General features: G+C 69.7%; 15 protein-coding genes. 6 read left to right on the top strand and 9 right to left on the bottom strand.

Features of this window, described 5'->3' with window-relative positions; all coding sequences use genetic code 11:
* Positions 1-19 precede the first annotated feature (19 nt).
* Genes A9O67_RS10420 through A9O67_RS10395 form a run of 6 tightly spaced genes read left to right on the top strand, consistent with a single transcriptional unit; the run spans position 20 to position 6,630 of the window.
* Complete coding sequence (locus tag A9O67_RS10420) at positions 20-904, top strand: phosphoribulokinase (protein ID WP_068610072.1); 885 nt, start codon at positions 20-22, stop codon at positions 902-904.
* Positions 905-927: 23 nt separating this feature from the next.
* Complete coding sequence (gene tkt / locus A9O67_RS10415) at positions 928-2,964, top strand: transketolase (RefSeq protein WP_082955522.1); 2,037 nt, start codon at positions 928-930, stop codon at positions 2,962-2,964.
* A complete protein-coding gene (locus tag A9O67_RS10410) occupies positions 2,961-3,746 on the top strand; it encodes an HAD family hydrolase (RefSeq protein ID WP_068610070.1) in 786 nt (261 codons plus the stop codon). Before tkt ends, A9O67_RS10410 begins: the two co-directional genes overlap by 4 nt.
* Entirely contained in the window at positions 3,743-4,765 is a 1,023-nt protein-coding gene (gap, locus tag A9O67_RS10405) for a type I glyceraldehyde-3-phosphate dehydrogenase (RefSeq protein WP_068610068.1), read from the top strand. The genes A9O67_RS10410 and gap overlap by 4 nt, the downstream gene beginning before the upstream one ends.
* A 40-nt stretch (positions 4,766-4,805) precedes the next feature.
* Positions 4,806-5,873 carry a class II fructose-bisphosphate aldolase gene (gene fba, locus A9O67_RS10400; protein WP_068610066.1) on the top strand — a complete coding sequence of 356 codons (1,068 nt, stop codon included), beginning with the start codon at positions 4,806-4,808 and terminating at the stop codon, positions 5,871-5,873.
* Between the two features lie 43 nt (positions 5,874-5,916).
* Positions 5,917-6,630 carry a Crp/Fnr family transcriptional regulator gene (locus A9O67_RS10395; protein WP_068610064.1) on the top strand — a complete coding sequence of 238 codons (714 nt, stop codon included), beginning with the start codon at positions 5,917-5,919 and terminating at the stop codon, positions 6,628-6,630.
* Between the two features lie 13 nt (positions 6,631-6,643).
* Here the strand turns inward: A9O67_RS10395 and lapB are convergent, their stop codons facing one another.
* The 9 genes from lapB to gyrA all read right to left on the bottom strand — a co-directional run bounded on the left by lapB (position 6,644) and on the right by gyrA (position 18,300).
* Positions 6,644-7,792 carry a lipopolysaccharide assembly protein LapB gene (lapB, locus tag A9O67_RS10390; RefSeq protein ID WP_068610062.1) on the bottom strand — a complete coding sequence of 383 codons (1,149 nt, stop codon included), beginning with the start codon at positions 7,790-7,792 and terminating at the stop codon, positions 6,644-6,646.
* Positions 7,782-8,081 carry a lipopolysaccharide assembly protein LapA domain-containing protein gene (locus tag A9O67_RS10385; protein ID WP_068610060.1) on the bottom strand — a complete coding sequence of 100 codons (300 nt, stop codon included), beginning with the start codon at positions 8,079-8,081 and terminating at the stop codon, positions 7,782-7,784. The genes lapB and A9O67_RS10385 overlap by 11 nt, the downstream gene beginning before the upstream one ends.
* Positions 8,078-8,374: an integration host factor subunit beta gene (locus tag A9O67_RS10380; protein WP_068610058.1), complete on the bottom strand. Its 297-nt coding sequence runs from the start codon at positions 8,372-8,374 to the stop codon at positions 8,078-8,080. Before A9O67_RS10380 ends, A9O67_RS10385 begins: the two co-directional genes overlap by 4 nt.
* Positions 8,375-8,514: 140 nt before the next feature.
* Complete coding sequence (gene rpsA, locus A9O67_RS10375) at positions 8,515-10,194, bottom strand: 30S ribosomal protein S1 (protein WP_068610056.1); 1,680 nt, start codon at positions 10,192-10,194, stop codon at positions 8,515-8,517.
* Positions 10,195-10,357: 163 nt separating this feature from the next.
* Positions 10,358-12,400, bottom strand: a complete 2,043-nt coding sequence (locus A9O67_RS10370) for a bifunctional 3-phosphoshikimate 1-carboxyvinyltransferase/cytidylate kinase (RefSeq protein WP_068610054.1) — start codon at positions 12,398-12,400, stop codon at positions 10,358-10,360.
* Positions 12,364-13,347: a prephenate dehydrogenase gene (locus A9O67_RS10365; RefSeq protein ID WP_068610052.1), complete on the bottom strand. Its 984-nt coding sequence runs from the start codon at positions 13,345-13,347 to the stop codon at positions 12,364-12,366. The genes A9O67_RS10370 and A9O67_RS10365 overlap by 37 nt, the downstream gene beginning before the upstream one ends.
* Positions 13,348-13,354: 7 nt before the next feature.
* Positions 13,355-14,485, bottom strand: a complete 1,131-nt coding sequence (gene pheA / locus A9O67_RS10360) for a prephenate dehydratase (protein WP_068610050.1) — start codon at positions 14,483-14,485, stop codon at positions 13,355-13,357.
* Between the two features lie 34 nt (positions 14,486-14,519).
* A complete protein-coding gene (gene serC / locus A9O67_RS10355; RefSeq protein ID WP_068610048.1) occupies positions 14,520-15,623 on the bottom strand; it encodes a 3-phosphoserine/phosphohydroxythreonine transaminase in 1,104 nt (367 codons plus the stop codon).
* 46 nt (positions 15,624-15,669) lie between these two features.
* A complete protein-coding gene (gene gyrA, locus A9O67_RS10350; protein WP_068610046.1) occupies positions 15,670-18,300 on the bottom strand; it encodes a DNA gyrase subunit A in 2,631 nt (876 codons plus the stop codon).
* Positions 18,301-18,312 lie beyond the last annotated feature (12 nt).

The following is an 18,312-nucleotide window of genomic DNA, read 5'->3' as shown; positions in this document are numbered from 1 at the left end:
CTGGATCGGAGCCGTCCCCATGTCCGAACGCCACCCCATCACCGCCATCACCGGCTCGTCCGGCGCCGGCACCTCCACCGTCACGCGCACCTTCCAGAACATCTTTCGCCGGGAGGGCGTGCGTGCTGCCATCATCGAAGGCGACAGCTTCCACCGCTACGACCGCCGCACGATGAAGGCCATGATGGCCGAGCAGGAGGCGAGCGGAAACCGCCACTTCAGCCACTTCGGGCCCGAGGCCAATCTGTTCGAGGAGCTGGAAAACCTCTTCAAAACCTACGCCGAGGCCGGGCGCGGCCGCAGCCGCAAATACCTGCACAACGCGCAGGAGGCGGAACCCTACGGCCAGGAGCCCGGCACTTTCACGCCGTGGGAAGACCTGCCGCCCGACACCGACATGCTGTTCTACGAGGGGCTGCACGGCGCGGTCGTCACCGACACCGTCAATGTGGCGCAGTACCCGGACCTGCTGATCGGTGTCGTGCCGTCCATCAACCTGGAGTGGATCCAAAAGCTGATCCGCGACAAAACCCAGCGCGGCTACAGCCAAGAGGCGGTGGTGGACACCATCCTGCGCCGCATGCCGGACTACGTCAACTACATCTGCCCGCAGTTCCAGCACACGCACGTCAACTTCCAGCGCGTGCCGGTCGTCGACACCTCCAACCCCTTCATCGCGCGCGACATCCCCACGGCGGACGAGAGCATGGTCGTGATCCGCTTCGCCAAGCCCAAGGGCATCGACTTCCCCTACCTGTTGTCGATGATCGACGGATCGTGGATGAGCCGGGCGAATACCATCGTCATCCCCGGGGGCAAGATGGAACTGGCGATGCAGTTGATCTTCACCCCCTTCATCTGGCGCATGATGGAGCGCCGCCAGCGCGTGCTGGGGCTGGCGTGAGCGCCCACGACGGAGTACCCTCCATGAATCTGAATGACGCCCCGGGCCGTGCCCCGGTCGATGCGCGGCTGGCCCGCCGCATGGCCAACGCGATCCGCATGCTGGCGGTGGACGCCGTCGAGCAGGCCAAGAGCGGCCACCCCGGCGCCCCGATGGGCATGGCCGAAATCGCCGAGGTGCTGTGGAACCGCCACCTCAAGCACAATCCGGCCAACCCGGCCTGGGCCGACCGCGACCGCTTCGTGCTGTCCAACGGCCACGGCTCGATGCTGATCTACGCGCTGCTGCACCTGACCGGCTACGACTTGGCCGTAGAGGAGCTCAAGGCCTTTCGCCAGTTGCACAGCCAGACGCCGGGCCACCCGGAGGTCGGCATCACCCCTGGCGTGGAGACCACCACCGGGCCGCTGGGGCAGGGCATCGCCAATGCGGTCGGCATGGCGCTGGCCGAAAAGCTGCTGGCCGCCGAATTCAACCGCCCCGGCCACACCATCGTCGATCATTACACCTACGTGTTCCTCGGCGACGGCTGCATGATGGAGGGCATCAGCCATGAGGTCTGCTCGCTGGCCGGCACGCTGCGCCTGCCCAAGCTGATCGCTTTCTACGACGACAACGGCATCTCGATCGACGGCCACGTCGAGGGCTGGTTCGCCGACGACACGCCGGCGCGCTTCGAGGCCTACGGCTGGCACGTGATCCGCAACGTCGACGGCCACGACACCGAGGCGGTGGACGCCGCGATCCGCCTGGCCAAGGCGCAGGCGCGCCGCCCGGACGGCAAGCCGACGCTGATCTGCTGCAAGACGGTGATCGGCCAGGGCTCGCCGAACAAGGCCGGCACGCACGACGTGCACGGCGCGGCGCTCGGCGCGGCCGAGGTCGCCGCCACGCGCGCGGCGCTGGACTGGCCGTACGCGCCGTTCGAGATCCCGGCCGAGATCTACGCTGCCTGGGACGCGCGCGCCCACGGTGCGGCGGCCGAGGCCGCCTGGCGCCAGCGCTTGGCCGCCTACGCCGAGGCGTATCCGGAACTCGCCGCCGAATTCGAGCGCCGCATGCGCGGGGAGCTCAAGCCCGAACTGGCCGAGCGCCTGCCGGCGCTGCTGGACGCGGCCGCCGCGCGCACCGACGCCGTGGCCACGCGCAAGGCCAGCCAGCTGGCGCTGGATGCACTCGCCCCGCTGATCCCGGAATTCTTCGGCGGCAGCGCCGACCTGACCGGCTCCAACCTGACCAACTTCAAGGGCTGCACGATCGCCGGGCGTGATCGCTGGGGCAACCACCTCAGCTACGGCGTGCGCGAGTTCGGCATGGCCGCAATGATGAACGGCATCGCGCTGCACGGCGGCTACCTGCCGTACGGCGGCACGTTCCTGACCTTCAGCGATTACAGCCGCAACGCCATCCGCATGGCGGCGCTGATGAAGCAGCGCGTCGTGCACGTGTTCACGCACGACTCGATCGGCCTGGGCGAGGACGGCCCCACGCACCAGAGCGTGGAGCACGTGCCGAGCCTGCGGCTGATCCCGCAGCTGGACGTGTGGCGCCCGGCGGATGCGCTGGAGACGCTGGTGGCGTGGGCGGCGGCGGTGCAGCGCCGCGACGGTCCCTCGGCGCTGTGCCTGTCACGGCAGAACCTGCCGGTGGTGACGCAGCGCGCGCACGCCGACGGCGCGGCGCGCGGCGGCTACGTGCTCAAGGACATGGACGGCGCGCGCGCGGTGATCTTGGCCACCGGCTCGGAGGTCTCGATCGCGCTCAAAGCGCAGGAGCTGCTGGCTGCTGAGGGCATCCCGACGCGCGTCGTCTCGATGCCGAGCACCAGCGTGTTCGACCGCCAGGATGCCGCTTACCAGGACGCCGTGCTGCCGCCGGCGCTGCCGGCGGTGGCGGTGGAGGCCGCGCACCCGGACTTCTGGCGCAAGTACGTCGGCCGCCGCGGCCGCGTGGTCGGCATCGACCGCTTCGGCGAGTCGGCCCCGGCGCCGGCGCTGTACGAGTACTTCGGCCTGACCCCGGCCAAGGTGGCGCAGGCCGTGCGCGAGGTGCTGGCGTGAGCGCGCCGGCGCGCACCGCGCTGCCGTTCGACCTGATGCTGTTCGACTTGGACGGCACGCTGGTCGAGACCGTGCCGGAGATCGCCGACGCCGTCAACGACACGCTCACCGAGCTGGGGCTGCAGCCGGCGTCGCTGGAGCAGGTGACGCGCTGGATCGGCCACGGCACGCGCGAGCTGCTGGTGCAGGCGCTGGCCGCGCGCCAGGGCCGCAGCGCCGACGCCGTGCGCGGCGATGCGGGCTTTGCGGCGGCGGAGGCGGTGTTCCAGCGCCACTACGAGGCGCGCTGCGGCACCCGCAGCCACCCGTACCCGCGCGTGGTGGAGGCGCTGCAGGCGCTGCGCGCCGCCGGCGTGCGGCTGGTCGTCGTCACCAACAAGGAGGCGCGCTACACCGCCCGCGTGCTGCAGGCACACGCGCTCGAAACCCTGTTCGACCGCGTCATCAGCGGCGACACGCTGCCGGTCAAGAAGCCCAACCCGCTGGCCGTGGCCGACAGCCTGTTGCGCTACGGGGTGGACCGCAGCCGCGCGCTGCTGGTGGGCGACTCGTCGATCGATGTGGCCACCGCGCGCCACGCCGGCATCGCCGTCTGGTGCGTGCCGTACGGCTACAACATGGGCGAGCCCATCGAGGCCTGCGCGCCCGACCGTGTGATCGCGGATTTCGGCGCGCTGATGCCGTCCGCGCTGGGGCCAGCGACGGCATCCGGCCGCCATGGATGCGCCCCGGCGCCCCAAGCGTTTTCCTTCACACCCACTTCCTCCGGTTGCACACCATGACCATCCGCGTTGGCATCAACGGTTTTGGCCGCATTGGGCGCCTGTCGCTGCGCGCGGCGCTGCAAGGGGGCTTTGACGACATCGAAGTCGTCGGCATCAACGACCCCAAGGGCGCCGACTACCTGGCCTACATGCTGCAGTACGACAGCGTGCACGGGCGCTTTCGCGGCAGCGTCGCGCACGAGGGCGACGACGCGCTCATCGTCAACGGCCGGCGCATTGCGCTGAGCCACGAGCGCGACAACCCCCGGCTGCGCTGGGGCGACATGGGCGTGGACGTGGTGCTGGAGTGCACCGGCCAGTTCCTGACCACCGAAAGCTGCCAGGTGCACCTCGATGCCGGCGCCAAGAAAGTCGTCATCTCCGCCCCCAGCAAAGACGACACCCCCATGTTCGTCTACGGCGTCAACCACGGCGGCTACGCGGGCGAGGCCGTCATCAGCAACGCCTCGTGCACCACCAACTGCCTGGCGCCCGTGGCCAAAGTGCTGCACGATCGCTGGGGCCTCAAACGCGGACTCATGACCACCGTGCACGCCGCCACCGCCAGCCAAAAGACCGTGGACGGCTCCTCGCGCAAGGACTGGCGCGGCGGGCGCGGCATCCTGGAAAACATCATCCCCAGCAGCACCGGGGCGGCCAAGGCCGTGGGCAAAGTCATCCCGGCGCTCAACAAAAAGCTCACCGGCATGTCGCTGCGCGTGCCCACCAGCGACGTCTCGGTGGTGGACCTCACGTGCGAGCTGGAGCGCGCGGCCAGCTACGCCGAGATCTGTGCCGAGATGCGCGCCATGAGCCAGCGGCCGGTGGCCGAAGGCGGCATGGCGGGTGTGCTGGGCTACACCGAAGACATGGTGGTGTCCACCGACTTTCGGGGCGAGAGCTGCACCAGCGTCTTCGATGCCAAGGCGGGCATGGCGCTGGACGAGACGTTCGTGAAGGTGGTGGCCTGGTACGACAACGAATGGGGCTACGCCGCCAAGTGCCTGCAGATGGCGCGCATCGTCGCGCGCGGTTGAGCCTCTCTCCCCATCCCGCCATTGCCCAAGGAGGTGCCCCATGGCCCTGATCACCCTGCGCCAACTGCTGGACCACGCCGCCGAGCACGGCTACGGCCTGCCGGCCTTCAACGTCAACAACATGGAGCAGATCCATGCCATCATGCAGGCGGCCGACGCGGTGGATAGCCCCGTCATCCTGCAGGGTTCGGCGGGGGCGCGCTCCTACGCCGGGGAGCCGTTCCTGCGCCACTTGGTCGCCGCGGCGGTCGAGGCGTACCCGCACATCCCGATTTGCATGCACCAGGATCACGGCGCCTCGCCGGGCGTGTGCATGCGCTCGATCCAGTCGGGCTTCAGCTCGGTGATGATGGACGGCAGCCTGCTGGAGGACGGCAAGACCCCGGCCAGCTACGAGTACAACGTGCGCGTCACACGCCAGGTGGCCGACATCGCGCACGCCTGCGGCGTGTCGGTGGAGGGTGAGTTGGGGTGCCTCGGCAGCCTCGAGACCGGCAAGGCCGGCGAAGAGGACGGCCACGGCGCCGAGGGCGAGCTGGACCACTCGATGCTGCTGACCGACCCGGACGAGGCGGCCGACTTCGTGCAGAAGACCCAGGTCGACGCGCTGGCGATCGCCATCGGCACCAGCCACGGCGCCTACAAATTCACGCAGAAGCCCACCGGCAAGGTGCTGCGCATCGACCGCGTCAAGGCCATCCACGCCCGCATCCCCAACGTGCACCTGGTGATGCACGGCAGCTCCAGCGTGCCGGAGGACTGGCTGGCCATCATCAACACCTACGGCGGCGACATGGGCCAGACCTACGGCGTGCCGGTGGAGGAGATCGTCGAGGGCATCAAGCATGGTGTGCGCAAGGTCAACATCGACACCGACCTGCGCATGGCCGCCACCGGGGCGATCCGCAAACACCTGGCCGAGGACCGCAAGAATTTCGACCCGCGCAAGTTCTTCAAGGCCGCGACCCAGGCGATGAAGGCCATTTGCCAGGCGCGCTACGAGGCCTTCGGCAGCGCCGGCATGGCCAGCTGCATCGGCACGGTTTACAGCCTGGACGCCATGCGCCAGCGGTACGAAAAAGGCGAGTACGCGCCCCGGGTGTCCTGAACGGCGGCCGCCGTGCGACGGCGGCTCGGGCGACAATTCGCCCATGATTCCGATCAAGACCGAATCCGCGTGGCGGGGCACGGCCGACTGCAAGGCGTGCGGCATCCGCGACATGGTGCTGTTTGCCGACCTCAACGAGCAGGACTTCAACCTCATCCACGCGCCCATCGACGACTTGGTGTTTGCGGCGGGACAGTCCCTCTACCACGAGGGCGAGGCGGCGTTTGGCGTCTTCACCTTGCGCAGCGGCTTGGTCAAGCTGGTGCGCAGCACGCCCGACGGGCGCCAGCGCGTGCTGCGCGTGCTGCGCCCGGGGGACGTGGTCGGCCTCGAGGCGCTGGCGACCAGCCGCTACGACAGCGAGGCCACGGCGCTGACCGAGGCATCGCTGTGCCGCATCCCCACCGACGTCATCCACCGGCTGGCGCAGAACTCCCCGCGCCTGCACTGGCGGTTGCTGCAGAAGTGGCAGCAGGCGCTCAAGGAGGCGGACGACTGGCTCGCCGCGCTCAACTTCGGCACGGCGCGCCAGCGGGTGGCCAATTTCATTCTGAAGATGCGCCACGCCACCGACCCGGGCGTGGTGACGCTGTTCTCGCGCGAGGACATGGGCGCCATGATGGACCTCAAGCTCGAAACCGTCAGCCGCGAAATCAGCGCCCTGGTCCGCGCCGGCGCCATCGAGCCGCTGGATCGCCTGGGCCGGCTCTATCGGATTGCCGATGAGGGCGTGCTCGAGACCGCGGTGACGGGCTGACGGTGCCGGCGGATCACAACTCTTCCACGCGGCGGGGGGGATAGGTGTCCCAACCCTGGCAGCCAGGGCAGTGCCAAAAGTACTGGCGCGACTCGAATCCGCAGGCTGCGCAGCGGTAGCGCTTGAGGGGTTCGCCGGCGCGCTCCAGCGCTCGCCGGACCAGCGGTTCTTCGTCGGCGGTGCCGAGCGGCACCCCGGCCAGCCACAAGGTGGCCGCGACCAGGGACGGCTCCTGACGCAGATGGGCGATGTAGCGCTGGCGTGCCGTCGTCGCATCCGGGTCCAGCGTGGCCAGCGCCTGCGTGACGTCCAGCGATGGCGCATGCGCTTGCGCCCAGTCGGCCAGCCGGCTGCGCGCCCGCTCGGGCGTGCCCGCCATCAGGGACCACTGCGCCAGGCTGTGCGCGATCAGCGGAACGTGCTCCGGGCAATGGTCGGCCAAGGCCTCCAGCGCCGCCAGACCGCCATCCACATGCCCGAGCGACTGGCGCAGATCGGCCAGCGCCGCCCATGCCCGCGCCGACTGCGGCACTTGGTGGACCAGCGACTCCAGCAGCGCCAGCGCCTCGGTCGTGTGCCCCTGGCGGTGCAGAGCGGCCGCCTGCTCGCAGCGGTGGTGCGCCAGACGCAGGCGAAAGCTCCCACGGTCGCTGCCTTCCAGCGCCTGCGCCATCTCGGCCGCGCGGGCCCAGTCGCGCGAACGCTCGTGAATGCCCAGCAAAGCAACCTTGGCGTCGGCGTCGTAGCGCGTGCCGAGCAGGGCGGTGAAGGCCGCCTCGGCCCGGTCCAGCAAGCCCGCTTTCAGGAAGTCGAACGCCAGCGCGTGCTGCGCCCGTTCGCGCTCGCGCGGCGGCAGGTCGGCGCGGGCCAGCAGATGCTCATGCACCCGCACCGCTCGGTCGTAGTCGCCCCGGCGGCGAAACAGCCCGCCGAGCGCAAAGTGCAACTCCGCCGCATCCGGGTCGTGCCGCACCGCCTCGATGAAGGCATCGATGGCCTGGTCCTGCTGCTCGTTGAGCAGGTGGTTGAGGCCGCGGAAATAGGCCCGCGGCGCCTGACGGCTCTCCAGCCGCCACTGCCGCAGATCGAAGCGCGAGGCCAGCCAGCCCAGCGCGAACGCCACAGGCAGCGCCCACAGCAGCCACGAGAGGTCAAACCCCATGGGGCGGCTCTTCCAGCGCGGGCGCGGCCGTGGACGATGCGGGAGTGGCGGGGGGCGTGGCCGTGCTGCCCTGGCGGGCCGTTCTGCGCGCGCGCCACCACAGCGGCGCCATCACCGCCATGCCCAACAGCACACCGGCAAACAGGACGAGCAGCAGCACCAGCACCAGTGGGGCCTCCCACTGCGCCCCGAACAGCCCGTGCACGCGCACCGGGGCCTGGTTGTTGATCGCCAACGCGAAGATGAGCAGGAACACGGCCGCCTTGAGCAGCCAGCCCAGTACCCTCATGTCGCCCCCCGCTGCGGCCCGTCGACGGCTTCCCGCAGGGCTTTGCCGGGCTTGAAGTGCACCATCCGCTTCGGGGGGACGTCGACCTGCTCGCCCGTGCGGGGATTGCGCGCCTGCCGCGCGGCGCGCTCGCTGACCGAGAAGCTGCCGAAACCGCGGATTTCGATGCGCTGCCCGGCCACCAGGCTCTCCGTCATGGCTTCCAGCAAGGTTTTGACCGCGGCCTCCGCATCGGATGCGGTCAAATGCGGGTAACGCTCGGCCAGGGCATCGAACAGATCGCTGCGGTTCATGCCGCCATTATGCCCAGCAAAGCCGGCGTGCGGCAGGCGGCCGGCCCACGGCGGCCCCCATGAAAAAAGCCCGGCGGGGCGACCCCGGCCGGGCTGTGGTGCGCGCGGCCCGGGGGCGTCCCGGGTCGGGCGGTGCGGGATCAGCCGTTTTGGCCGTCCAGCTTGGCGCGCAGCAGCGCGCCCAGGTTGGTGGTGCCGGCGTTGCCGGGGGTCTGGCTCAGGTTGGCCATGGCTTCCTGCTGGTCGGCGGCGTCCTTGGCCTTGATCGAGAGCTGGATGCCGCGGTTCTTGCGATCGACGTTGACGATCACGGCCGTGACCTCGTCGCCCACCTTCAGCACATTGCGGGCGTCCTCGACGCGGTCACGCGAGATCTCGCTGGCGCGCAGATAGCCGACGATGTCCTGACCCAGGTCGATTTCGGCGCCCTTGGCATCGACGCTCTTGACCGTGCCGGTGACCGTCGCGCCCTTGTCGTGGATGGACACGAAGGTCGTGAACGGATCGGCGTCGAGCTGCTTGATGCCCAGGCTGATGCGCTCGCGCTCGACGTCCACGCCCAGCACGACGGCCTCGACTTCCTGGCCCTTCTTGTAGTTGCGCACGGCGGTCTCGCCCGGTTCGTTCCAGGACAGGTCGGACAGGTGCACCAGACCGTCGATGCCCGACTCCAGGCCCACGAACACGCCGAAGTCGGTGATCGACTTGATCGGGCCCTTGACCTTGTCGCCGCGCTTGTGGGTGTCGGCGAACTCCTGCCACGGGTTGGGCTTGCACTGCTTCATGCCCAGGCTGATGCGGCGCTTGTCCTCGTCGATGTCGAGCACCATGATCTCGACCTCGTCGCCGATGGACACGATCTTGTTGGGCGCGACGTTCTTGTTGGTCCAGTCCATCTCGGAGACGTGCACCAGACCCTCGATGCCGGGCTCCAGCTCGACGAAGGCGCCGTAGTCGGCGATGTTGGTGACCTTGCCGAACAGGCGCGTGCCGGCCGGGTAGCGGCGTGCCACGCCCAGCCACGGGTCGTCGCCCATTTGCTTGAGGCCCAGGCTGACGCGCTGGCGCTCGGGGTCGAACTTGAGCACCTTGGCCGTGACTTCCTGGCCGACTTGCACCACCTCGTTCGGGTGGCGCACGCGGCGCCAGGCCATGTCGGTGATGTGCAGCAGGCCGTCGATGCCGCCCAGGTCGACGAAGGCGCCGTACTCGGTGATGTTCTTGACCACGCCGGTGACGATGGCGCCTTCCTTGAGGGTCTCGAGCAGCTTGGCGCGCTCTTCGCCCATGCTGGCCTCGATGACGGCGCGGCGGCTGAGCACGACGTTGTTGCGCTTGCGGTCGAGCTTGATGACCTTGAACTCCATGGTCTTGCCCTCGTAAGGCGTCAAATCCTTGACGGGGCGGGTGTCGACCAGCGAGCCCGGCAGGAACGCGCTGATGCCATTGACCATGACCTTGAGGCCGCCCTTGACCTTGACGGTGGTGGTGCCGGTGACGAATTCGCCCGACTCCAGCGCCTTCTCGAGCGCCATCCACGAGGCCAGGCGCTTGGCCTTGTCACGCGACAGAATGGTGTCGCCGTAGCCGTTTTCGACGGCTTCGACCGCGACGGCGACGAAGTCACCGACTTGGACCTCGAGTTCGCCCTGATCGTTCTTGAACTCGCTCAGGGGGATGTAGGCCTCGGACTTCAGCCCTGCGTTGACGACCACGTGGTTGTGGTCGATGCGCACCACCTCGGCGGTGATGACTTCGCCAGCGCGCATTTCGGCGCGCTTGAGCGACTCTTCGAACAGGGCGGCAAACGATTCAGACATGCAGATTCCTGGGTGCCACGGTCGTCCGGGACCGGCGGCGGTTGGGTTGTCACCCGAACGGGCGTCGGGTGGTGGGTTGTCGAACCCTCCGGCGTGCGGACATGTCATCCGGCTGCGCCCTCGGGGCCCTGCAGGACCGGCCGTCGGGCCGAGGCGGACGCCCTCAGCCACCGAACGGCCGGCTGCGCTGCCACCACGTCAGCACGGTGTCCACCGATTGCTCGATGGTCTGCTCCGAGTTGTCGAGGGCAAGCGCGTCTTCGGCGGGCTTGAGCGGCGCGGCGGCGCGCGATCGATCGCGCGCATCCCGTGCCTCCAAGTCGGCCAAAAGACCGTCAATGCTAGCAGTTTCACCGCGCGAAATCAACTGTTCGTAGCGGCGCCGGGCGCGCGTGGCGGCGCTGGCCGTCAGAAACACCTTGAGCGGCGCATCCGGAAAGACCACCGTGCCCATGTCGCGCCCATCGGCCACCAGACCGGGCAGGCGCCGGAACCCCCGCTGCAGCGCCAGCAGGCCGGCGCGCACGGCCGGCACGGCCGACACGCGCGACGCCGCCATGCCCGCCGCTTCGCTGCGCACCGCGTCGGTGACGTCGTCCCCCGCCAGCCAGATGCGCCCGTCGGCAAAGCGCACGGGCAGCCGCTCGGCCAACGCCCCCAGGCGCTGCGCCAGCGCGGGGGCGGCCAGCGCCGCCTCGTCCGTGGGCAGACCGGCCCGCTCGGCGGCCAGCCCGACCACCCGATAGAGGGCGCCGGAGTCCAGCACGTGGTAGCCCAGGCGCTGGGCCACGGCGGCAGCCAGCGTCCCCTTGCCCGAGGCGGTGGGGCCGTCGATGCAGATCACCGGAATATCGGCCGGCGCGGCCTCCACCACCGACCACAGCGTCTCGAAATAATCGGGGAAGGTCTTGCCGACGCACTGCGGGTCCAGGATGCGCACCGGCACCCGCGCGGGATTGAAGGCCGCCAGTGACGCACACATGGCCATGCGGTGGTCGTCGTAGGTGTGGATGGCGGCGGCCCGCCAGCCGCGTCCGTCGGTGCCCAGCGGGTGCACCCGCAGCCAATCGGGGCCTTCGTCCACGGTGGCGCCCAGTTGGCGCAGTTCGGCGGCCATGGCGGCGATGCGGTCCGTCTCCTTCACGCGCCAACTGCCGATGTGGCGCAGCGTCGTCGGGCCGTCGGCGTAAAGTGCCATCACCGCCAGCGTCATGGCGGCGTCGGGGATGTGGTTGCAGTCCAGATCCAGCGCACGCAGCGGCCAGGCGCCGCGGCGCACATGCAGGCGGTTGGCTTCGCCCTCGACGTGGGCGCCCATGGCCTGGGCGGCCTCGACGAAGCGGATGTCCCCTTGGATGGAATCCAGCCCCACGCCTTCGATGGTGACGGGAGCGTCGGTGGCGGCAATCGCCCCCAGGGCGACGAAGTAGCTGGCCGACGAGGCGTCGCCCTCGACATGGATGCACCCCGGCGTGGTGTAGCGCGCCCCGGCGGGAATCGTGAAGCGGGACCAGCCCTCGCGCTGCACCTCGACGCCAAAGCGCGCCAGCAGGCGCAGGGTGATTTCGATGTAGGGCTTGGAGATCAGCTCCCCCACCACCTCGATGGTCACGGCGCGCGTCTGCGCGGCCAGCGGCAGCGCCAACAGCAACGCGGTCAGGAACTGGCTCGAGACATCGCCGCGCACCTGGATCGGCGCGTCCAGCCGCAGCGGCGTCGGGGCAGGGGCGCCGACCGCCAGGGGCGGATAGCCGGGTTGGCCCAGATCCTCGATGGTGCCGCCCAATTGGCGCAGGGCGTCCACCAGGTCGCCGATCGGGCGCTCGTGCATTCGCGGCACGCCCGAGAGTTCGAAACGCCCCCCCTGCAGGGCGGTGAGCACCGTCAGCGCGGCGGTCAGCGGCCGCATCGCCGTGCCCGCATTGCCCAGGAACAGGCGCGCCTCGCGCACGTGCAGCCGGCCAGCCAGTCCGCGCACGCGCACCGTGGTGGGCCCGAGCCGCTCCAGCCCGCAGCCCAGCGTCGCGAGGGCCTCCAGCATCACCCGCGTATCGTCGGAGTCGAGCAGATCCTCGATCACCGTCACGCCGTCGCACAGCGCGGCCAGCAGCAGCACGCGGTTGGAGATGCTCTTGGAGCCGGGCAGCCGCACGCTGCCGGCAGCGCGCGTCAGCGGGGGGATGTCGAGGAAGGCGGTGCGGTACATGGGGGATCGGATGACGGGGGCGTGGCGGCATAGGCGCCGGCGGCCCATTGGGTGCGGATGCGGCTGGCCTCGGCGATCAGTTCGCGCAGGGTGTGCGCGTCGCCCGCGTCCAGGGCGGCTTCGAACGTGTCCAGCGCCGCGCGGAAGTGCCGGGCCTGCGTCCGCACCTGGGCGGCGTTGGCGAGCAGGATGTCGCGCCAGACGTCCGGGTCACTCGCGGCGATGCGGGTGAAGTCGCGAAATCCCGGCCCGGCCAGTCCCAGGAAATCCGCCGCGCGGGGCTGCCCCGCCAGCGCCCGCACGGCGGCAAAGGCCAGCAGGTGCGGCAGGTGGCTGACGGCGGCATAGGCGGCGTCGTGCGCCTCCGGCGTCATGGTGCGCACGCGCGCCCCCAGGGCCTGCCACAGCGCCTGGGCACGCTCGGCCAGGGCGGGGTCGGTCTCGGCCAGCGGGGTCAGGATCACTTGGCAGCCGCGGTACAGATCCGCGCTGGCGTGTTCCACGCCGGCGCGCTCCTTGCCGGCGATCGGGTGTGCCGGCACGAATTGGCCCAGCCGGTCGGCCAGCGCCTGGCGCGCCGCCGCCACCACATCGCCTTTGGTCGAGCCCACGTCCATGACCAGGGCGTCCGGGCCGATCAGGGGGCGGATGGCCCGCAGCGTCTCGCCCGTCGCGGCGACCGGCACCGACACCAGCACCAGGTCGGCACCGGAGGCAGCCAGCAGCGCCGAGGGCGCTTCGACGTCGATCACGCCCAGCGTACGGGCGCGCGCCAGTGTCTGCGGCGAGCGGGCATAGCCCACCACCCGCTGCACCAATCCGGCGGCCTTGAGGGCCAGGGCGAACGAGCCGCCCATCAGCCCGCAGCCAATCACGCCCAGTTGCTCGAATCGGGGCGGCGCCGCGGGCGTGTCGCGGTCAACCGTGGTGGGGGAGGGCGTGCTCATCGCCCCCTCATTCCGACACCGGATAGGCGCCCAGCATCTTGTAGAAAGCGCACAGGCCTTGCAGTTCTTGCAGGGCGGCGGCCACATGGGGCTGGGACGGGTGCCCGGCGAGGTCGATGTAGAAGTAGTACTCCCACTGGCCGGACTTGGCCGGGCGGGACTCGAAGCGCGTCATCGACACGCCGTGCGCCTTGAGCGGGCGCAGCAGATCGTGCACCGCCCCGGGGCGGTTGGGGACCGACACCACCAGGCTGGTGCAGTCGCGCCCGCTGGCCGGGGGGGTGGCCATGGTTTGCGGCAGGCAGATCACCGCAAAGCGCGTGCGGTTGTAGGCCTCGTCCTGGATGGCGTGCGCCACGATGTGCAGCGCGTACTGGGCGGCGGCCCGCTCGCTGGCGATGGCGGCCCAGGCGGGGTTCGTCGTGGCCAGCCGCGCCCCCTCGGCATTGCTGGCGACGGCGCGGCGCTCGGCATGGGGCAGGTGGGTGGACAGCCAGCCCTGGCACTGCGCCAGCGCCTGGGGATGGGCCATCACCACCTCGATGCCGTCCAGGCTGGGGGTCTGGCGCAGCAGGTTGTGCCGCACCAGCAGGCTGATTTCGCCCACGATGTGCACCGGCGAGCGCAGGAACAGGTCCAGCGAGCGTGCCACCACCCCTTCGGTGGAGTTTTCCACGCCGACGACGCCAAACTGCGCGGTGCCCGCCGCGGTGGCGTGGAACACCTCGTCGAAGCTGGGGCAGTAAATCAGATCGGCGGCGCTGCCGAAGTAATCGATCGCCGCCTGTTCGCAGAAGGTGCCCTCGGGGCCGAGCACCGCGACCCGCAGCGGGGCCTCCAGCGCCAGGCAGGCCGACATGATCTCGCGCCAAATGGCGGCCACATGCTGGTTGCGCAGCGGCCCGGGGTTGGCCGCTTCGATGTTGGCGATGACCTGCGCCACGCGGTCGGGCCGGAAGAAGGGCGAACCCTCGGCCCGTTTGACCTCGCCGACGGCTTCGGCGATGCGGGCGCGTTCGTTGAGCAGTGCCAGCAGTTGCCGGTCGATGGCATCGATCTGCTGGCGCAGGGCCAGCAGCCGGGGGCTGGCGGCCGGCGAGGGTGGGGTGGTCGGGGACGGGGTTTGGGGGTCGGTCATGTCGGGCCGCTGAGGGGGGCCGGGCCGTCGGCGCTCAGGCGTTGCGCTCGAAGTCCCGCAGGTAGTCAACGAGAGCCTCCACCCCCGCCATCGGCATGGCGTTGTAGAGGCTGGCACGCATGCCGCCCACCGACTTGTGGCCCTTGAGCTGCAGCAGCCCGCGCGCCTCCGCACCGCGCAAAAACGCGGCGTTGCGGGGGTGGGCGGGGTCCTGCAGCGGCGCTCCGTCGTCGCCGCGCAGGAAGAAGGGGATGTTCATACGCGAACGGCAGGCGGGATCGACCCGGTTCACATACAGGGATGAGCCGTCGATCGCGTCATACAGAAGCTGCGCCTTGGCGATGTTGCGCACTTCCATCGCCGCCACGCCGGTGAGCGCCCCTTCGCGCTGCGCCAGCAGCCACTGGAAGGTCAGTCCGGCGACGTAGATGGCGTAGGTGGGGGGCGTGTTCAGCAGCGAATCGGCGTCCGCCAGGGCGCGGTAGTCGAACACGCTGGGGCAGATCGGCAGCGCATGGCCCAGCAGATCCTCGCGCACCACGATGATCGTCAATCCGGCCGGGCCGATGTTCTTTTGCGCGCCGCCGAAGGCCAGGCCGACGCGGCTCCAGTCGATCGGGCGCGACAGCACATGCGACGAAAAATCGATCACCAGCGGCGCGTCGCTGCCCAGCGCGGCCAAGTCAGGCAGGGTGTGGAACTCCACCCCGTGGATGGTTTCGTTGCTGCACAGGTGCACATAGCTGGCGTCTGCGCTCAACCGCCACGTGGCCGGGTCGGGCAGCGTGGTAAAGCCCGTGTCGGCAGCGCTGGCGGCGATGCGGGCCTCGCCGTAGCGCGCGGCTTCCTTGGCGGACTTCTGGCTCCAACTGCCGGTCAGGACGAAGTCCATCGCCCGCGCCGGGCGCCGCCCGGCCAGGTTGAGCGGCACCATCGCGTTGTGCGCCAGGGCACCGCCCTGGCTGAACAGCACCTTGAAGTGCGCCGGAATGGCCAGCAGGGTGCGCAAATCGCGCTCGGCCTGCTCGGCAATCGCCATGAAGGCCTTGCCGCGGTGGCTCATTTCCATCACGCCCATGCCGCTGCCGTGCCAGTCGAGCATTTCGGCCGCCGCCTGTTCCAGCACCGCTTCGGGCATGGTGGCCGGGCCGGCCGAGAAGTTGTAGGGACGCCGTGCCACCGTGTCAGCCCTCCGTGCCGTCCGCGTCCGCGGGCGGGGGGGCGTCCTCGCCCTCATCGTTGTCCGCGATGCGCTGCAGGCCGCTCAGGCGGTCGCCGTCGTCCAGCGCGATCAGCGTGACGCCCTGCGTGGCGCGGCCCAGCTCGCGGATCTCCGCCACCCGCGTGCGCACCAGCACGCCCCGGTCGGTGATGAGCATGATCTCGTCCTCCGGCCGCACGAGGGTGGCCGCAACCACGCGCCCGTTGCGCTCCGATTGCTGGATGGCGATCATGCCCTTGGTGCCGCGGCCGTGGCGCGTGTACTCGGTGATGGAGGTGCGCTTGCCGTAGCCGTTTTCGGTGGCGGTCAGCACGCTCTGGCTCTCGTCCTCGGCCACCAGCATGGCGATGACGCGCTGGCCGTCCTCCAGTGCCATGCCCTTGACGCCGCGCGCCTGCCGGCCCATTGGGCGCACGTCGTTCTCGTCGAAGCGCACCGCCTTGCCCGCGTCCGAGAACAGCATCACGTCGTGCCGCCCGTCGGTCAGCGCCGCGCCGATCAGGTAATCACCCTCGTCCAAATCGACGGCGATGATGCCGGCCTTGCGCGGGTTGCTGAACTCGTCCAGCGCCGTCTTTTTGACCACGCCGTGCGCCGTGGCCATGAACACATAGTGATCGGCCGGAAAGCTGCGGAACTCGCCGGTCAGCGGCAGCACCACGTTGATCTTCTCGCCCTCGGCCAGCGGGAACATGTTGACGATCGGCCGCCCGCGCGCGCCACGCCCGCCAGCAGGGACTTCCCACACCTTCAGCCAGTACAGCCGCCCGCGGTTGCTGAAGCACAGAATCCAATCGTGCGTGTTGGCGATGAAGAGCTGGTCGATCCAGTCGTCGTCCTTGGTGGCGGTGGCCTGCTTGCCGCGCCCGCCACGGCGTTGCGCGCGGTACTCCGACAGCGGCTGGCTCTTGATGTAGCCGGCGTGCGACAGGGTCACCACCATGTCCTGCGACGCGATCAGGTCCTCGGTGTCGAGTTCCTGCGCGTTGTGTTCGATGTGGCTGCGGCGGGCGCCGGCTTTGCTCTGGCCAAACTCCGCCCGGATGGCGCGCAGTTCGTCGCCGATGATGGCAGTCACCCGCTTGGGCCGCGCCAGGATGTCGAGCAGATCGTCGATCTGCGCCATCACTTCCTTGTACTCGGCGACGATCTTGTCCTGCTCCAGACCGGTCAGGCGCTGCAGCCGCATCTGCAGGATCTCCTGCGCCTGCGTCTCCGACAGCGCGTAGAGCCCGTCGGCCTGCAGCCCGTAGGCGCGCGCCAGCCCCTCGGGGCGGTAGTCGTCGGCGTTGACCGTGCCGCCGTCGGCGCGCGCGCGCGTCAGCATCTCGCGCACCAGCGCGCTGTCCCAGCGGCGCGCCATCAACTCGGCCTTGGCCACCGGCGGGGTGGGCGACTCGCGAATGATGCGGATGAACTCGTCGATGTTGGCCAGCGCCACCGCCAGCCCCTCCAGCACATGGCCGCGTTCGCGCGCCTTGCGCAGCTCGAACATGGTGCGCCGCGTCACCACCTCGCGCCGGTGCTGCAAGAAGATGTCCAGCAGGTCCTTCAGGTTGCACAGCTTGGGCTGGCCATCGACCAGCGCCACCATGTTGATGCCAAAGGTGTCCTGCAGCTGGGTGTGCTTGTACAGGTTGTTGAGCACCACCTCCGGCACTTCGCCGCGCTTGAGCTCGATGACCACGCGCATGCCGGACTTGTCGGACTCGTCCTGGATGTGCGCGATGCCTTCGATGCGCTTGTCGCGCACCAGCTCGGCGATGCGCTCCAGCAGCACCTTTTTGTTGACCTGGTAGGGGATCTCGTCGACGATGATGGCCTGACGTTGCCCGCGGTCGATGTCTTCGAAGTGGCAGCGCGCGCGCATCACCACGCGCCCACGCCCCGTGCGGTAACCCTCGCGCACGCCCTGGATGCCGTAGATGATGCCGGCGGTCGGGAAGTCCGGCGCCGGGATGAAGGTCATCAGGTCGTCGACCGTCGCCTCGGGGTGGGCCAGCAGGTGCAGGCAGGCGTCCACCACCTCGTTGAGGTTGTGCGGCGGGATGTTGGTGGCCATGCCCACCGCGATGCCGGCCGAGCCGTTGACCAGCAGGTTCGGCAACCGTGCCGGCAGCACCAGCGGCTCGCGCTCGCTGCCGTCGTAGTTGGGGCCGAAATCGACCGTCTCCTTGTCGATGTCGGCCAGCATCTCGTGGGCGATCTTGGCCAGCCGGATCTCGGTGTAGCGCATCGCCGCGGCGGCGTCGCCATCCACCGAGCCGAAGTTGCCCTGGCCGTCGATCAGCATGTGGCGCAGGCTGAAGTCCTGCGCCATGCGCACGATGGTGTCGTAGACCGCGCTGTCGCCGTGCGGATGGTATTTACCGATCACGTCGCCGACGATGCGCGCGGACTTCTTGTACGGCCGGTTCCAGTCGTTGCCCAGCTCGTGCATCGCATACAGCACGCGCCGGTGCACGGGCTTCAAGCCATCGCGGGCGTCGGGTAGCGCGCGCCCCACGATCACGCTCATTGCGTAATCGAGGTAGCTGCGGCGCATCTCCTCTTCAAGGCTGACGGGCAGGGTTTCTTTGGCAAACGAAGTCATGGGAACGCCGCA

The sequence above is a fragment of the Tepidimonas fonticaldi genome, from assembly GCF_001675355.1.
Lineage (GTDB): Bacteria > Pseudomonadota > Gammaproteobacteria > Burkholderiales > Burkholderiaceae_C > Tepidimonas > Tepidimonas fonticaldi.
The sequence above is the reverse complement of the archived record's forward strand: the minus strand, read 5'-3'. Positions and strand labels throughout refer to the sequence as shown.

Excerpts from the sequence above, each read along its gene's own strand:
- A9O67_RS10420 (WP_068610072.1), top strand. The coding sequence starts at position 20 with ATGTCCGAACGCCACCCCATCACCGCCATCACCGGCTCGTCCGGCGCC.
- tkt (WP_082955522.1), top strand. The coding sequence starts at position 928 with ATGAATCTGAATGACGCCCCGGGCCGTGCCCCGGTCGATGCGCGGCTG.
- gap (WP_068610068.1), top strand. The coding sequence starts at position 3,743 with ATGACCATCCGCGTTGGCATCAACGGTTTTGGCCGCATTGGGCGCCTG.
- fba (WP_068610066.1), top strand. The coding sequence starts at position 4,806 with ATGGCCCTGATCACCCTGCGCCAACTGCTGGACCACGCCGCCGAGCAC.
- A9O67_RS10395 (WP_068610064.1), top strand. The coding sequence starts at position 5,917 with ATGATTCCGATCAAGACCGAATCCGCGTGGCGGGGCACGGCCGACTGC.
- lapB (WP_068610062.1), bottom strand. The coding sequence starts at position 7,792 with ATGGGGTTTGACCTCTCGTGGCTGCTGTGGGCGCTGCCTGTGGCGTTC.
- A9O67_RS10385 (WP_068610060.1), bottom strand. The coding sequence starts at position 8,081 with ATGAGGGTACTGGGCTGGCTGCTCAAGGCGGCCGTGTTCCTGCTCATC.
- A9O67_RS10380 (WP_068610058.1), bottom strand. The coding sequence starts at position 8,374 with ATGAACCGCAGCGATCTGTTCGATGCCCTGGCCGAGCGTTACCCGCAT.
- rpsA (WP_068610056.1), bottom strand. The coding sequence starts at position 10,194 with ATGTCTGAATCGTTTGCCGCCCTGTTCGAAGAGTCGCTCAAGCGCGCC.
- A9O67_RS10370 (WP_068610054.1), bottom strand. The coding sequence starts at position 12,400 with ATGTACCGCACCGCCTTCCTCGACATCCCCCCGCTGACGCGCGCTGCC.
- A9O67_RS10365 (WP_068610052.1), bottom strand. The coding sequence starts at position 13,347 with ATGAGCACGCCCTCCCCCACCACGGTTGACCGCGACACGCCCGCGGCG.
- pheA (WP_068610050.1), bottom strand. The coding sequence starts at position 14,485 with ATGACCGACCCCCAAACCCCGTCCCCGACCACCCCACCCTCGCCGGCC.
- serC (WP_068610048.1), bottom strand. The coding sequence starts at position 15,623 with ATGCCCGAAGCGGTGCTGGAACAGGCGGCGGCCGAAATGCTCGACTGG.
- gyrA (WP_068610046.1), bottom strand. The coding sequence starts at position 18,300 with ATGACTTCGTTTGCCAAAGAAACCCTGCCCGTCAGCCTTGAAGAGGAG.